This window comes from Nostoc sp., from assembly GCF_036917095.1.
Classification (GTDB): domain Bacteria; phylum Cyanobacteriota; class Cyanobacteriia; order Cyanobacteriales; family Nostocaceae; genus Nostoc.
This window is the reverse complement of sequence record NZ_JBALFH010000023.1, coordinates 26,046-41,729: the sequence shown is the minus strand read 5'-3', so window position 1 is coordinate 41,729 and position 15,684 is coordinate 26,046. Positions and strand designations below refer to the sequence as shown.

Sequence of the window (15,684 nt, the reverse complement as noted above, 5' to 3'; positions counted from 1 at the left end):
CTTCTTCTGACATCAGATAGTGTTTATTCATGTTTATATAGTTGCTTTTCAGTCACTTTTCACCATCAGTCAGAATTGCTAAGTAAGTAGGCAAAAATAAATTAAACTATGTTACCCAATGTAAAATTAATTAAATTGTCTCATCGTAAGGGCTGAAGCTCTTATCTTTTGGGTGACGCTTGAACGCAAGAGTGTATTGCAGAGAAAACTCGCTCTAAGCGTTGGCGCAGCCTATTGTAGAGAAGAGAAGACAGTAAGTTGGTGTCTGCAAAAACCTCTAAACCAAATTTTTCTTCTAATTCGTAAAGACAGATGTCTCTAGCTGTGATTGTTTGAACTATAATCTAAAATCCTGAATAGCGTTGCCATGCCAATTTTGCTGCACCTACTATCCCTGCAAAATTACCTAACTCCGCTGGCAATATTTGCAAACCCGCTCGTGATAAAGGCTGAACTCGCTTCTCAATTTCTGCCTTCACTGCTGGTAAGAAAAACTCAAAGCTGCCACTTATACCGCCACCAATGACGATCGCTTGCGGTGTTAGTACATAAATCAAACTAGTCAAACCAATTCCCAGATTCTTACCATATTCTTCCCAAAAAGTCAATGCTGCGGGATCTCCTTGTTGGGCAAGAACACCCAATTCGATGGGTTCTTTGAGAGTGCGGCGGCGAATTGCATTAACACAGGCATATTGTTCCAAAGAGCCTTGATTGCCACTATTACAAATTGGGCCATCTGGGTTGAATGAAATTAAACCCAATTCTCCTGCGGCTCCTTGATGTCCAACAAATAGTTTGCCATCTAGGATAATTGCGCCACCAACCCCGGTTCCTAAAGTTAGCAGAATCAGATTTTGAAAGTGGCGACCGGCTCCCAACCAAGCTTCTCCCAAAAGAGCGCAGTTAGCATCGTTAGCGATCGCAGTAGGTTTGTCAGTTTTGGCTTCTAACCAATCTGCTAAAGGCACATCGCGCCATCCAGGTAAGTTAATGGCGATTTTGGCAATGCGTCCCTTTGCATCAGATGGGCCAGGAGTCCCAACACCAATAGCAACAGTTTGATTATCTGGATCGATTTGAGCGATCGCATCTACGATCGCCGCCAGCACAGCCTCTGGTGTTGTCGGTTGGGGAACTGCCACAATCAAAGATTGCAGACAAGTACCATCAAGTGTAAAACGCCCCAGCTTAATTGCTGTTCCCCCCACATCAATGCCAATTACTTGAGAACTCACCACTTTAAAATCCTCACACCAAGCAGCAAATTTTCGGCTTAAAAAGCATTGTAGCCAAGAAATAGCCACGGACTAAACTTCTGTCTCCAGGAGCATTTCAATTTTAAAGCTCAATTCCCCAGAGTTTCAGGCAAATCTGTACTTAGTGTTTTAGCATTTTGGCACGAAAAAATGATAAATTTTCTGTTTTATTGGGTGCCAGTCGTTTTCATCCCCGATCTGTTGGCGCAGCGTCTTCCCTTGGCAGAAAATGCGCCGCTTTCAACTCCGATTTCTGTAAATTAGCAAAAGTCGTAGTGCGGAAACTCGATTGCTCCTGCCAAGCTGTAACTGGAGCGCCTCTTAAGATGCCAGCAAGGGCAACGGAAAGGATAAACCCGCCAGTAGCAGCGGCAATTAACGTTAGATTATCTTTCATACAAATCTCTCTATTATTTATTTGTCATTAGTCCTTTGTCCAAAACTAATGACCAATGACTACTTTCGGATTCTATTTTCTCTCCGTAATCGGGGATTGACAAATTCATTTAACCCTTCACCAAGTAGTGATAACCCTACTACCATAAATGTCATTGCTAAACCAGGGAAAAGCGTAGTCCACCAAATCCCGATGGATAGTTCTGGTAAAGCCTGTTTTAAATCATGTCCCCATTCTGACACTTCTTCTGGAAGTCCTAGCCCCAAAAAGCCCAAACCGCCCAACACCAAAATCGCATCAGCGGCGTTGAGTGTAAATAGGACAGGTACGCTTTGAATTACGTTGAAGAATAGATATCGAGAAAGTACAACCCAAGTAGAAGCGCCCATTGCTTGAGCAGCTTCGATGAACACTTCAGTTTTCACGCTCACCGTGTGGTTACGGACAACGCGGTAATATTGGGGGATGTAGGCAATGCTAATAGCGATCGCTGCATTTAATATCCCACGCCCCACCACAAACGCCAGCGTCACAGACAGCAGTAGCCCTGGTAAAGTGTAGATGCTATCCATAATAAACAGCAAGACTTTATCTAATTTACCGCCGAGATAACCACTGAGCATCCCCAAAGGCACACCGATAATCATACTCAGCGCCGTTGCCAAAATCACCACTTGCAAAGCAGCTTGAGCGCCGAACAAAGTCCGCGAGAATACATCATAGCCCAGACCACTAGTTCCAAACCAATGTTGTGCTGATGGTGGGTTCTGAGGTTGGTTAGAGAGAAATTCCTTCGGGTTTTGCAGCCATCCCCAAGCTTGGAATACGGGAGAGAAGAATGCTAGGAAGATGAAAAATAGGGTAATGGCTAACCCAATGAGCATGAGTTTTTGCGAAAGATTGAGACCGTCGCCAAACTGTAAAAATGCCGGTAGCCGCCGTTTTGTAATGGCCATAAAGCGATCGCCTGGAGCAAAGCTTGATACGCTGACCATTTTACATATCAGATAGGGTATTGCGTAAACATCGTGAATAAAAGTCCGACTGCTTCGCCGTGGATACAGAGCTAGACTGAGCTAGAGGTGAGATTATCCCTAATCGCAATCAAAATCCCCCAATTTATCGGGGGATTTTGAGGGATCTAAAACTTTTGATACCCACAAGAGGACTTTGCAAACATCCTCTATGCGATGTAGGAGGATGAGTATTGGGCATTGGGCACTGGTTATTTCTCCCTTATCCCTATACCCCATTCTCTTACAGATTACTTTCAATCAACTGGCGGTATTCGCTCTTTTGCTTCACACCTTTGACTTCCTTCACCAGTTCTTTGTTTTTGAACAATTGAACTGTTGGCGTTCCTGTCACACCAGCATTTTCAGCAATATCTCGGTCTTTGTCGATGTCAATTTCCACAAAGTGAATTTTGCTATCAAATTCATCCACCACTTTATTTAAAATTGGCTTCAGAGTATGGCAAGGGCCACAACCAGGAGAGACGTACTTAACAAGGAGTAAGCGATCGCTTTCGTGGAACAATTTCCGTAAAGCATAACCTCCCTCATGGCGCGTGCTATCCAATTTAAATCCAGCTTCTTCCTCGGCTTCAGTCTTTTTAGCTGGCTGATGTTCTAATTCATTAACGGCTGTTTCTGGCTGTTGATGGAATTCTTGAATCAAGCCACTAGAAGACAACCAACGTTCTGCTAACATCGCCGCCATACAGCCAGTACCCGCAGCCGTAATTGCTTGGCGAAACTCACGATCTTGCACGTCGCCAGCAGCAAAAACGCCTTCTACACTGGTTTCTACAGAACCGGGCTTCGTGACAACGTAACCTACCTCATCCAGTTCTAATTGACCTTTAAATAGAGAGGTGTTGGGACTGTGACCAACGGCGTAGAATAAACCCTTAGCGTGCAGTTGGCTCTCTTCACCAGTTTTGGTATTGCGGACTTTCACCCCTTCCATGTGACCGTTACCGAAGATATCCACGGCTTCTGTGTTCCAATGCACTTGGATTTTCGGGTTGTTCAAAACGCGGTCTTGCATGGCTTTAGAAGCCCGCATCTTATCGGTGCGTACCAACATATTTACCTTGGAACCATACTTGGTGAGGTAAATAGACTCTTCCGCCGCCGAGTCGCCAGCACCAATCACAGCCAATTCTGCGCCATGAAAAATCGGTGTCGCACCATCGCAAATAGCACAAGCGGAAATACCCCGACTCCAAAATTCATGTTCGCTGGGTAAACCCAAACGCTTTGCAGTTGCACCCGTAGCAATGACGATGCTGTTGGTTTTTATTTCCCTCTCTTGCGATCGCACTGTAAATGGACGCTGACTCAAATCAACTGATATAACATCTTCAGTATATAGTTCAGCCCCCCAGCGCTCTGCCTGCGCCTTCATCCGATCCATCAGTTCCGGCCCGGTAATCCCTTGGGGAAACCCTGGAAAGTTCTCAACTTCCGTGGTTGTCATTAGTTGCCCACCAGGTAACCCCCCGGCTTGGAAACCTTCAAATACAACGGGTTTCAGGTTAGCGCGTCCGGCATAGATAGCAGATGTGTACCCTGCTGGCCCAGAACCGATAATTACCAAGTTTTCTACTGTAGGGTTAGTCATGCAAATATACGAACTCATAACGACTACGTTTAATATAACATAACAAACTGTGATTGGCTACGCCCCGCAAAAAGCGATCGCAAGTTAGAAAAATCGGGAATACAGAGACAGCGCTCATAGGTTGCCGCTTGATGTGTGAGGAGTATTTATGATAGCTATAAGAGTATTTGCTGTCGTGTTATGTCTTTTACTATTACAGACTTAGAGCAGCTACAAACCGAGCATCCAGAATGGCAGATGGAGTTGGTAGAAGGGAAAATCGTAGTTATGGGGCCATCAGACTACGAGTCAGAGGAAATTGGTACTCGGTTGAGTACCTTCTTGAATATTTGGGTAATGTCGCGCAAGCTTGGGCGAGTGACTGGCTCTAGCGCAGGCTTCATATTACCTAGAATAGAAGAGGATGACTCGGAAAAAAGAAACTTGCGTGCCCCTGACGTGTCTTTTGTTCGGGCTGACCGGCTGAAGAAGACCAAGCGCGACTTTGTAGAGTTGGTTCCAGACTTGATGGTTGAGATTAAATCTAAAAGTGACAGAATCAAACCACTTGAAGAGAAGATTGAGCTATTTTTGCAACTTGGGTCTACAGTCGGTATATTGATTGACCCTGACAAATTGACAGTAACGGTTTATCGAATCAACCAAACTCCAGTGGTATTGGGGAATGGCAACACGCTCATATTGCCAGACTTGCTGCCAGGTTGGGAACTGGCAATATCAGAACTGTGGCCACCTGAGTTTGAATAAGACACTTCCACAATCGAAATTGAGAATCTAGCCCTTGGTCAACACCAGGGGCTTAATTATGTTTGTAACATTTGGCATACAAGGATTCTGGATTGTGTAACCCCATTTACCCAAAGTTTTTTTCTGAAGATGATAGGAAAGCGATCGCAGGTGGGTAAGTTACATCTACAACACACAAGCACTTCCTACCCCCAGGAAAACACTTATGAAAACCGAATTAAAAGCCAAGTTTCTCCAACACATCCTCAACAAAAAGAACGAAAATGAGGGTTTTACACTCATTGAATTACTAGTAGTAATTATTATCATCGGTATTTTGTCTGCGATCGCCCTACCTTCTTTCTTGAATCAAGCTAACAAAGCCAAGCAGTCAGAATCTAAAACCTACATAGGTTCAATGAACCGCGCCCAACAAGCATTTTACTTAGAAAAAAATGCATTTGCGTCTCAAGCTGATTTTGGTAGTTTAGGTCTTGGTATTGCAACACAAACCACAAACTACAAGTATGTAATTAATGGTGGTGGTGCTGGTGCTAGCATAGTAACCAACCAAGCACAAACAGTAGTTGCTACCGCGCCTCTCAAGACTTATGTCGGCGGTGTGGGTGTGGCAGTTCAATCTGGTACCAGTGAAGCTACTACTGTAGCTATTTTATGTGAAGCCGACAAAGCAAGAGTTAACACTGGTGCAGATGGTACAGCTGCGGTCACTGATCCCACTAGTTGCCCCGCTAACTACACCAGCTTATCTAAGTAGACATGTGAGTTAGTAGATCAAAATTACTCACCGACAACATTTGATATAAAGCTTAAGTTGTTATCACGACTTTTATTCAGTTAAATTACGTATTTTATCAAGTGGGTAGATTCTTCTATCCACTTGATTTCAATTTTGTGATTTATTCACAATTAGATTGCCCATAGCTTTTTCTCTGAGAATAACAATGATTACTGATATATATAATTGGCAAGCTCAAGCTGAACAATACTTCATTCAAGAGAACTATTTGCAAGCAGCAAATTTATACGAGCAAGCAATAGCGATAGAACCAAATACTATCTCCTATTATTGGCGTTTAGGACTACTATTGCTATTACAAGGGCAAGAAGCAGAAGCTCAAATGACTTGGATGCTGCCAATGACAGAGGCAGACGAAGAAGAGTTACAAATTTGGACAAATGAACTATTTCAAATTTTACAAATAGAAGCTGAAAGGCGTGAAACACTGGCAGAATATTCTCTAGCTTGGTTAATTCGCCAGCACATGCGGGAAATTAATCCTGGTTATATAAATAATTTGCTTCAAATTTTTCTACTTTGTATCAAGTTGCAAAAATTTGAAGAGATTGATGATTTGAATGAATGGGGATTAATTGAAAGCTTAAAAGCAAAAGAAGATATAGAAATCGATATCGAATTATTAATCCAATTATTAAAAGAAGTTTTAAATACTATCCCCTTACATCCAATTAATCTGAATTTAATAGAAGCTAGTCTGCCTTATTTCTCCGATCCTCATCAATGCTTCTCTATACTGCTTCCTGCTGCTCTGCAAATTGGCCATACTTTGCGGCGGCCTTTACTTGCAGCATCTCTACTAGAATTGCATTTACGATTAGAGCCAGATAATGTAGAAGTTTTGCGGCACTTAGCAACTTTTTATCAAGACGATCGTAATTATTCTCAAGGCATAGAGACAGCTAGGTTGTGTTATTCCTTATCAGAAGGCTTGGCTGATAAAATTTTTGCACTCCATTTACTGTTAAGGGGTCTAATGTCAGCAGGGGGATATTGGCAAGAGATATGTACAACTTATCAAGAATTGAAAACTGTATTTCAACAGTTTATTAAAGCTGAACGAATTCCTTTAGAAGAAGGAAGAATATTACGGTTACTTTCGCCATCTTTTGCGATACCTCACATTAAAGATGCTCCTGCTGAATTTCGAGCTATTCATAATCAGGTAGCTGAGATTTTTAATAATTATATTAAAAATCTTGCTGAATCAGAAGGAAAAAACTATGCTCGTCAAATTATTAATAATCAATCTTTAATACACCATACTAAAAAATTAAAAATTGGTTATATATCTTACGCTTTCAGGAGTCATTCTGTTGGGTGGCTAGCTCGCTGGTTATTTCAACATCACGACCGAGATAAATTTGATATTCATACTTATTTTGTTAACTACAAATTAGTAAACGATTATCTTCAAGAATGGTATCTAAGTCAGGCAGGAAAAGCTCGTAAATTAGGTATGAATGGTCTAGAGATTGCTGACCAGATTTATCAAGATGAAATTGATATTTTAATTGACCTTGATAGCGTCACTCTAGATATTACTTGTGAAGTGATGGCACTCAAGCCAGCCCCTATTCAAGTTACTTGGCTGGGGTGGGATGCATCAGGCATACCTGCAATTGATTACTTTATCGCAGATCCTTATGTACTGCCAGATGATGCACAAAATTACTATACAGAGAAAATCTGGCGATTACCTCAAACTTACATAGCAGTAGATGGTTTTGAAGTTGGTGTGCCAACTCTCCGCCGCGATGACTTGGATATTCCTATGGATGCCGTTGTATATCTCAGCGCCCAAAGAGGATATAAACGCCATCCAGAAACCACAAAGTGGCAAATGCAAATTCTCAAACAAGTACCTAACAGCTACTTTTTGATTAAGGGACTTGGTGAGCAAGAAACAATTAAACGCTTCTTTTACCAAATTGCCGAAGAAGAAGGTGTAGATTGTTCTCGGTTACGATTTTTACCAATAGTTCATTCAGAGTCAGTTCATCGTGCTAATTTAGGCATTGCTGATATTGTATTAGATACATTTCCCTACAACGGAGCGACAACAACCCTAGAAACATTGTGGATGGGTATCCCCTTGGTGACGCGAGTCGGCGAACAGTTTGCAGCGCGTAACAGCTACACCATGATGATGAATGCGGGTATCACAGAAGGCATTGCCTGGACTGATGAAGAGTATATAGAATGGGGTGTGCGCTTGGGGAAGGATGAAGTTTTACGCCAGCAAGTTGCTTTGAAGCTGAAAACATCGCGGCAAACAGCACCGTTGTGGAATGGTAAACAGTTTACCCGTGAAATGGAAAAGGCTTATGAGCAGATGTGGGAGAGGTATATTGAGAAAAAATAAGCTCGTAGTCAAGGTTTAAACCCTCAAACTAAATATTAATAAGGGCTAGTACTTTGTCAAGCTAGTAATGAAAAGTTTGTAGTAAGGACTTCAGTGCTTAGAAAACAAGGACTAAAGTCCTTACTACGAACATTAAAAATTATCCCAATCTTTACCATAATCTTGCACTGGATATTGAGTCCAACAATCACGCAGCCATTGCCGTCCAAAAGTTTGTAAATACCAGCGAACACTACTTTCAACCCAGTCGTAAGGAGATTTCACTAAACCATGTTTAACTGGGTTGTAATGAATATAGTTAACAGTTGTATAATAATGTCTTTCCGAGCGAATAGCGCGATCGCTCCAACGATACCAAATTTTTCTCTTAGTAATATTGTCCTCTATATTCCACTGTCGAGAAAGCGCACCATGTATTTTGCGAAATAATTCACCTAATACATCAAAATTTTCAACATAAACCAGTAGATGATAGTGATTAGGCAAAACAACCCAAGCACAAATTCTTAAGTTCGTAGTGAGCGCTGAAGCGCTCCTATCTTCATTTCCACTCCCACCAAACCTATCAAAAATCATATCTAGCAATTGCTGACGACGCGATTCAGTGTGTATATGACACTGATGCTCATAACAAGCTGCCGTTAAGAGATAAAATTGCTTATCTTGTACAGGATGTGGTGGAGAGTGGGGTGGATAACCCTGGCTTAGGCGATATTCAACTAGTTCAGCTTTTTGTTCTGTTGTAAGCTTGCGATATTCATACATATATTTTTGAGCACTAAAGTGCCTACTACAAACAATTCAAAAGTTCGTAGTGAGGACTTTAGTCCTCCTCCTGTATAATTACAAATTTAAGCACTAAAGTGCTTACTACAAACTTGTTTATAGAAGGCTTCTAAACCTTGAACACAAGCTTTATCATCAAAGAGACGATCGTGATTTTGGCTCATTCTTTCCGAAATAGTGCCTCGCCAAGCTGGGTCTAATCCTAACTTGACAGCAATTTCGATATATTGTGCTTCGTTTTCAGATATAGTATCTGTCACTCCTAGCATTTTCAGGAAGCTGTCAGAGTGACGACCCCGCATAAATTCTCCCGGACAGGTAACAATGGGGAGATTACAAGCGATCGCTTCTAAGGTAGTATTACCACCAGACCAGGTGAATGTATCTAGATAAACATCTGAAAGTAAGTTAATCATTAGATAGTCTAGTCGCTCTGGAATACTGAGAAATAGACAATAATCGTCGCTGTTCAAACCGATAGCAGCAAAAGCAAGCTTCAGGCGTGCCTGAAGTAAAGTACCACGCAAAAACACAAATTTAGCTTGCGGAACGCGATGAGCAATTTCTGCAAAAATAAAATCATATTGCGGTAGGTATTTAAAAGGAGCTTGGCAGCATAAATAGATGACTGCATCATCTGGTAGCTGAAAATCTGAGCGGGTTTTGATAACTGGTGGAATATATGGTTTAGGATAAGAAACGCCAATGTTAGGTAAGCGAATTAATTTTTCCGAATAATGCTCTTGGGCATTTTCAGGTTCCATTAACTCACTAGATAAAAAGTAATCAATTGTGGGTAAGCCAGTTGTTACCGGATGTCCCCAAGCCGTACATTGCACAGGCGCAAGCCGCAGACCTGCCATTTGCATAGTTTGCGGATTCATGCCAATTTCAGGAAAAACTAAAATGTGCAGCTTATCAGCAATTATCTGTTCGCAGGCTGCTGATAAATTATGAGGAATATGGTGAAAAACATCACTATATTCTTGAAATTGTTGGGTAATTTGATCTGGCTCATTTCCTGTGTAATAACAGTAGATTTCAAAGTTTTCATGATTGCTATGACGCAACCAACCTGTTAACCAAAGTGTTCCACTATAAGAATGCAGGTAATGGGAAACGTAACCAATACGAATTTTGTTATTAGGCTGAAGTTTAGGCATAGATAAAGGAACGACCCATTGTGGATAGTTAACAGCCATAATTTCATGCACTAAGTTCCCATATTGGCATTGTAAATCTATATCATTTTGTGCTTGATATGATAAATAAAAATTTGTGAGGCGACCTATACCTGCTAAAGCACTATGTTGTTCTTCTCTAGTTTTAAGAGACGTTTGCTGAATTAAATTTTGCAGTCCTTGGGTGTAGCGCTGGCGAAAAAAGTTAATTTCCGCCTGATTCTCATATGTTGATGGAACTGTTAAATATTTGAGGAGTTGAAAAGTATAATCATCAGGGAAGCATTTGGCAGCATTATCTGCACTTAAAATTGCTTCTTGAATACGTCCATTCTGTCGCAAATCGATGATTAATGAAAAATGTAGTCTTTCATCTCTAGGGTAAAGTTTAATTCCTTGCTGAAGAGTACTAAAATATTCATCTAGCAGATTTAGCCGTCTATAGCAATGGCTTAAGTTCCAATAAATATCTACATCACCTGATTGGATCTCTAGGAGTTTTTGATATTGTGCGATCGCTTCTTGCCATCTTCCTTCACTGAAAAATTTATTGCTCAAGCAAAAAAAAACCGTTCAGTTTGTACTTGGCTAAAGTCTTCTATTTCGTAAGATGTCAGAGTTTCTGCTTTTGCTTCCTTCAGTGCGCTTGTATCTTCGCATTCTAAAACAATTCTCGCATAGACGTGAGGTAGCAAGGCTTTCCATTGAATCTCAGCCAAATTTCCAACTAGAGAAATTTCTAATCCTTCAGTAACATCTAAATCTTCTTCCACTAAAAGATTCATAACCACACTAGATAAAAACAGTTCTGCATCTTCGGTAGTACTGTTACCAGTAACGACAAGTAGGGTCGTTTTTTCACTACTAGGATGAGTTGATACCATCCTCATCACTTGTTGCAATTCTAAACCAATTAATTCTTCTGGTTGCGACCAATCTGGAAAAATAATTAAATTAATTTCCTTAAGTTTTAAAGACAAGAAAGTAGCATCAATCAGTGCAGAACTTATGGTTCGTGCCATGTTTGACCATGAGAATTTTTTCGCCTGTGCCAAACCCGCAGTAATTAATGAGTTCCTAATACTAGGCTTTTGCACATCGCAAAGTGCATTTGCCAATTCATCTACATCATCATCATTCACATATATTGCTGCGTCTCCTACTACTTCTGGAATGGAGGCATTAGGACAGGTGATAACAGGACAGCCACAAGCCATAGCTTCTAATACAGGCATTCCAAAACCTTCATATTTAGAAGGATAAACTAAAGCCACAGCACCAGAATAAGCTAAAGCTAATTCTTCATCACTCAATTGGAGAAGATGTATAGTACTACCTAATGCATACGCTCTTAATTCTGCTGCTAACACTCCGCCGATACCTGTACAAATAATATCAAATCCGTATCTACTAGCTAGTTTTGAGAAAGCTTGGAAGAATAAAATACCATTCTTGTAACCAGTTCCAGTACCAACCAATAGAAAGTATGGTTTATCAATACCATATTTATATTTAAAACCTTTAATTTCATCTAAAGAAGCTGAATAAAAGAGAGAGTCTACTCCACAATGAGCCACTGTAATTGATTCTAATGGTATGTCAGAGAAACATTTACTTAAGTCTTTAGCTGTATTTTTAGAAATAGCAATAAAAGCGGATGCATGTTTAATGCCGTTGTGCTTTTCTTGCCACATAGGATCATTTAAGTTTCCTCCTAATACTTCAGGAATCATGTCATAAGCCATAAATACGGAAGGGGTATTAATGGGGGTAGTATAGTAGGAAGATATAAATAATTCCGCTACTTCATCATCACAAATTTGTTGAAGCATCTGTTTATCAAGTTCGGTGTTGTTATAGTCGTAGGCGGCAATTGTGCGATAACGAATACCATTAATTTTGGGTGCAGTATTGGCTCTATCTAAGACTAGGATATTATTAGCGAAATCACTCTTTGACCATTCTTCTAGCAGACTTCGCCAAACTCTAGCAATTCCTGTTTTATATAGTTGGAAAAATACCCCATCAATTAAAATATTACGAATAGGTAAATTTTTGTTTTTTTCTTTAGCTAACTCGTAAATTTTGATAGTTTCTCGAACATATTTATCCCAACTAAATTTCTGAGCCTGTTGAAGAGATTTATTTGATAAATTTTCTCTATATTCGGGTTCACAATATAGCTTAAACATGGCATTACAAAGCCCTATTACATCATTAGGATCAAGCATAATTCCGGCGTCTTCAACCACTTCAGGTAAGGAAGAAGTATTAGAAGTTATGACTGGAGTTCCACATTGCATGGCTTCTAATGGTGGTAAGCCAAAACCTTCATATAAAGATACATACATGAATGCTAATGCACCTGAATACAGAGGAGCTAAATCTTCATCAGGAAGATAACCTGTAATAATAATTCGGTTTTCTAATTCTTTAAATCTATCTATTTCTGCAAAAATTTCTTCATATTGCCATCCTTTTGTACCTATCAATACTAGATTAAGATCATCAATATGCTGATTTTTGATTAATGTCAAAAAACAACGGATAACATGAGCTATATTTTTCCTTGGCTCTAGAGTTGATAAACTTAAGAGATAAGGTTGGTCTGGTATTTTATATTTTTGTTTTGTTTTGGTAATTAATTCATGATTATCGCAAGGATAAAACTTTTCTTGATCAGCAGCTAAATGTGTAACAAATACTTGTTTTACATTAAGATTTTCTTGATATTTACAAATATCTTGTTTTGTTGATTCGGAAATACAGCACACAAAATCATTCTTATCTATTTGATCTATACTATTTTTAACCATATTCTCTGAATTATGGTTAAAATACTCTGGAAAAAGAATAGGAATTAAATCACAAACTGTGACAATTCTTGTAGCAAAGTAAATACTTTTTGGTAAAGGATAATAAGTAGAGTGATAAATATCTATATTTTGATATTTTAGTTCTGACAAGTTAAATAAAGTAAGATTTTTATATTCAAAATTTTGATTTATATAAATTTGACAAGCATTAAATAAATTAGGAATGCTCGTACATAAATAGATATGACAATGAGGAGTTTTTATTAGCCCTTTTAAAAGATATTCTGTTACTCTAAAAACTCCTGTTTTTGCAGTTTCAAGTATAGTTCCTAAACCTAGCACAGAAATATCTAAGGCTATTTTTATTTGCCCTGCGTTATTTACAACTGATAAATCATTTTGTTTATTAAAAGATTCATATATTGTGGTTGATTTTCCAGAATTAGGCGTAATTAATCTTCCCGATTGTGTATCTATTTTATCTTGACTACTTAATTGTATTATTTGCTCTGATATTTGTTTTTCAAGCAATCTATAATTTATATATTCATCTAAAACATTAATAGGAAAAGAGAAATATTTTGCTAATTCACCTGACTCCTCACATATATAATAATCATTAATTCCATCAAAGAAAACTTGTTGATAACCTTTTGCAATTAAAAAACTAAGAATATTATTTTTACAACGAACATTCGTACCTGGTAAAGTAGTTTCTATTACTAATATTGTTGGCCTAAATATCTCCCAATTGCCCCCTAAAATAACTTTTTCTTCTAATCCTTCAACATCGATTTTAAGAAAATCAATTTTTTGATTGACATATTCTTTACATACTTCCGCTAGAGTTTTAACCAAAATGGTATGTTGAGAAATATCTAAACCTTTTTTATTAGCAATTTCATAAGCTATTTCTTTATTTAAAGTAGAGTTACCAGGTTGTCCTACTACTTGAAAAAAATCTAGATAGCCTTCTGAATCACTTAGAGCAATATTCAGATTAATATCTCTCGGACGCTCTAGCTCAAATAAGTTATAGCATTCTTTTATTGGTTCTATATTTATTCCTGACCATCCAATATCATAAAAAGCTTTAGTTACTGAATCAACAGTTGGATGTAAGGCTCCTACATCAATATAAAGCCCTTTTGTTTTATTTTTAAATATTCTATTGAGTAAAACATCTTCAAAATTCTGGGCATATGAAATAAATGTCATTTTTACTAACTTAGCTCCTATGAGTGTTAACAATTTAATCTAGTGAGGATAATTTTGGCTAGATTGTATAATTAGACATACCAATTAAGTTTTTTTGGGCTATTTGTCTAGCGGGCGCTGTTACTCTATTAATTATATTGGGAAGCAATAGTGTTGATATTTTCATGAATTTTCAACGCTAATGCCTTATCCCCTATAATTTCTCTCCTCTGTGCTTCTGCTTGTAGAACTTCTACGAGTTCTGCTATCCACATATCAATTTTTTCAGCTTTACCCTCTGCAATTCCAATAAACCAAGCTGTATGTGCTTCTACTTCCTGATCTTGAAGCAATAGTAATAATCCTAAGTACCAATAATTAGCCTTTACGTTAGGTTCAAGCTCTATTGCTTTTTCGTAAATGCTTGCTGCTTGTTCATATTCTCCCAATAGCAAATATTGGTATGCCTGCTTTAGTAAATCTTTTTGTATGGAAAAATTTTTATATTTATAACTACTGCTGTACGCACGAATTTTTTCAATTATAGGTAAAGAAGCTAGCAATTCTCCTTGCTCTTGCTTTACCAATCCTGGAACATAAGCTAAACTCTCGATAATGTTATCAGCAAAATTGTATTTTTCGTCTTTGCCGTATTGGAAAGTCAGATATGTTAAAAGTTCTAAAGCATAGTCAGGAAAATCCAAAACATCAGCAATACAAGCTAGTTTAAAAAGTTTCTCAGGTGTTTTAATATCTATACTCAAATCTTCGCGGAGCAAATCACGAAAGTAAAAAGCATCTGCCCAAATTAATGCTCCTGGGTGTTTGGATGATATTATTGGCATTTTGCGAATATCACGATTCATATTATGAATATCAAATAAAGTAAAACCTCGCATTCTAAGATAAAGGTCTAGATCGCTAAATAAAGGCTGTCCTGCGTACAGTTCTGTAAATTCAACTTCGCTAACAATTCCCAAGGTTCCGCTCTTTAAAATCCAATCTGCTCCTTCTAATGCTGGAAGCTCTGCACCTTGAATGTCAAGTTGAATAAAATCTATTTCAGTAATTTTTTCTGACTGGCAGAAAATATCTAAAGTTGTTGTTTCGACTTCATGAATATCAGTTAATTCTATTAGCTTTGAGTTGCCTACAAAATATTCTATGTAATATTTACTGGGGGGATATAATGAACTACAGGCAGGGTTTTTGGTTACATAAAGTTTAGATTTTCCTTCACACTTCCAAAGAGCTAGAGGTATATGCTTTTCATTCCAATTAATTTGTCTAGTTTTAAGTTCAGCATTTGCCTTTTCACAAGCTTCTACATCGGCATCAAAGCCATAAATAGTAAGATTAGGTGCAAATATTTGCCAACCTTGACTGGCATAGTCATCTTGTATTGCTATCTTTCGAGATCCGACTACAGCTACTGTTATATGAATTTGCTCTAAATGACCACTTTTTTTTAAGCTGGGTAGAAATAATGCCATAATATATAATCCAAAT

General features: G+C 38.5%; 11 protein-coding genes. 3 read left to right on the top strand and 8 right to left on the bottom strand.

Features of this window, described 5'->3' with window-relative positions:
- Nucleotides 1-344: 344 nt before the first annotated feature.
- The 4 genes from V7L01_RS12250 to trxB all read right to left on the bottom strand — a co-directional run bounded on the left by V7L01_RS12250 (nucleotide 345) and on the right by trxB (nucleotide 4,284).
- Nucleotides 345-1,241 (bottom strand): ROK family protein, encoded by an 897-nt coding sequence (locus tag V7L01_RS12250; protein ID WP_335035045.1) that lies wholly within the window; start codon nucleotides 1,239-1,241, stop codon nucleotides 345-347.
- A 205-nt stretch (nucleotides 1,242-1,446) separates the two neighbouring features.
- Nucleotides 1,447-1,656 (bottom strand): hypothetical protein, encoded by a 210-nt coding sequence (locus tag V7L01_RS12245; RefSeq protein WP_335035043.1) that lies wholly within the window; start codon nucleotides 1,654-1,656, stop codon nucleotides 1,447-1,449.
- Nucleotides 1,657-1,715: 59 nt separating this feature from the next.
- Nucleotides 1,716-2,612 (bottom strand): ABC transporter permease, encoded by an 897-nt coding sequence (locus V7L01_RS12240; RefSeq protein ID WP_335035233.1) that lies wholly within the window; start codon nucleotides 2,610-2,612, stop codon nucleotides 1,716-1,718.
- Between the two features lie 301 nt (nucleotides 2,613-2,913).
- A complete protein-coding gene (gene trxB, locus V7L01_RS12235; RefSeq protein WP_335035041.1) occupies nucleotides 2,914-4,284 on the bottom strand; it encodes a thioredoxin-disulfide reductase in 1,371 nt (456 codons plus the stop codon).
- 180 nt (nucleotides 4,285-4,464) lie between these two features.
- Here trxB and V7L01_RS12230 point away from each other — a divergent pair, with 180 nt between their 5' ends.
- From V7L01_RS12230 to V7L01_RS12220, 3 genes are all read left to right on the top strand, one after another.
- On the top strand, nucleotides 4,465-5,031 hold the full coding sequence (locus V7L01_RS12230) for a Uma2 family endonuclease (RefSeq protein ID WP_335035040.1): 567 nt from the start codon (nucleotides 4,465-4,467) through the stop codon (nucleotides 5,029-5,031).
- Nucleotides 5,032-5,236: 205 nt separating this feature from the next.
- Nucleotides 5,237-5,788, top strand: coding sequence for a type IV pilin-like G/H family protein (locus V7L01_RS12225; RefSeq protein WP_335035038.1), 552 nt, complete (start codon nucleotides 5,237-5,239; stop codon nucleotides 5,786-5,788).
- 187 nt (nucleotides 5,789-5,975) lie between these two features.
- Entirely contained in the window at nucleotides 5,976-8,195 is a 2,220-nt protein-coding gene (locus tag V7L01_RS12220) for an O-linked N-acetylglucosamine transferase, SPINDLY family protein (RefSeq protein ID WP_335035037.1), read from the top strand.
- A 132-nt stretch (nucleotides 8,196-8,327) separates the two neighbouring features.
- Here the strand turns inward: V7L01_RS12220 and V7L01_RS12215 are convergent, their stop codons facing one another.
- The 4 genes from V7L01_RS12215 to V7L01_RS12200 all read right to left on the bottom strand — a co-directional run bounded on the left by V7L01_RS12215 (nucleotide 8,328) and on the right by V7L01_RS12200 (nucleotide 15,668).
- Nucleotides 8,328-8,960 (bottom strand): transposase, encoded by a 633-nt coding sequence (locus tag V7L01_RS12215; RefSeq protein WP_335035035.1) that lies wholly within the window; start codon nucleotides 8,958-8,960, stop codon nucleotides 8,328-8,330.
- Between the two features lie 86 nt (nucleotides 8,961-9,046).
- Entirely contained in the window at nucleotides 9,047-10,720 is a 1,674-nt protein-coding gene (locus V7L01_RS12210) for an O-linked N-acetylglucosamine transferase, SPINDLY family protein (RefSeq protein WP_335035034.1), read from the bottom strand.
- Complete coding sequence (locus V7L01_RS12205; protein ID WP_335035032.1) at nucleotides 10,717-14,196, bottom strand: FkbM family methyltransferase; 3,480 nt, start codon at nucleotides 14,194-14,196, stop codon at nucleotides 10,717-10,719. Before V7L01_RS12205 ends, V7L01_RS12210 begins: the two co-directional genes overlap by 4 nt.
- A gap of 128 nt (nucleotides 14,197-14,324) precedes the next feature.
- Nucleotides 14,325-15,668, bottom strand: coding sequence for an FkbM family methyltransferase (locus tag V7L01_RS12200; protein ID WP_335035030.1), 1,344 nt, complete (start codon nucleotides 15,666-15,668; stop codon nucleotides 14,325-14,327).
- Between the last annotated feature and the right edge of the window lie 16 nt (nucleotides 15,669-15,684).

Coding starts and splice junctions, on each gene's coding strand:
- V7L01_RS12230 (WP_335035040.1), top strand. CDS start 4,465: ATGTCTTTTACTATTACAGACTTAGAGCAGCTACAAACCGAGCATCCA.
- V7L01_RS12215 (WP_335035035.1), bottom strand. CDS start 8,960: ATGTATGAATATCGCAAGCTTACAACAGAACAAAAAGCTGAACTAGTT.
- V7L01_RS12200 (WP_335035030.1), bottom strand. CDS start 15,668: ATGGCATTATTTCTACCCAGCTTAAAAAAAAGTGGTCATTTAGAGCAA.
- V7L01_RS12220 (WP_335035037.1), top strand. CDS start 5,976: ATGATTACTGATATATATAATTGGCAAGCTCAAGCTGAACAATACTTC.
- V7L01_RS12240 (WP_335035233.1), bottom strand. CDS start 2,612: ATGGCCATTACAAAACGGCGGCTACCGGCATTTTTACAGTTTGGCGAC.
- V7L01_RS12205 (WP_335035032.1), bottom strand. CDS start 14,196: ATGACATTTATTTCATATGCCCAGAATTTTGAAGATGTTTTACTCAAT.
- V7L01_RS12225 (WP_335035038.1), top strand. CDS start 5,237: ATGAAAACCGAATTAAAAGCCAAGTTTCTCCAACACATCCTCAACAAA.
- trxB (WP_335035041.1), bottom strand. CDS start 4,284: ATGACTAACCCTACAGTAGAAAACTTGGTAATTATCGGTTCTGGGCCA.
- V7L01_RS12245 (WP_335035043.1), bottom strand. CDS start 1,656: ATGAAAGATAATCTAACGTTAATTGCCGCTGCTACTGGCGGGTTTATC.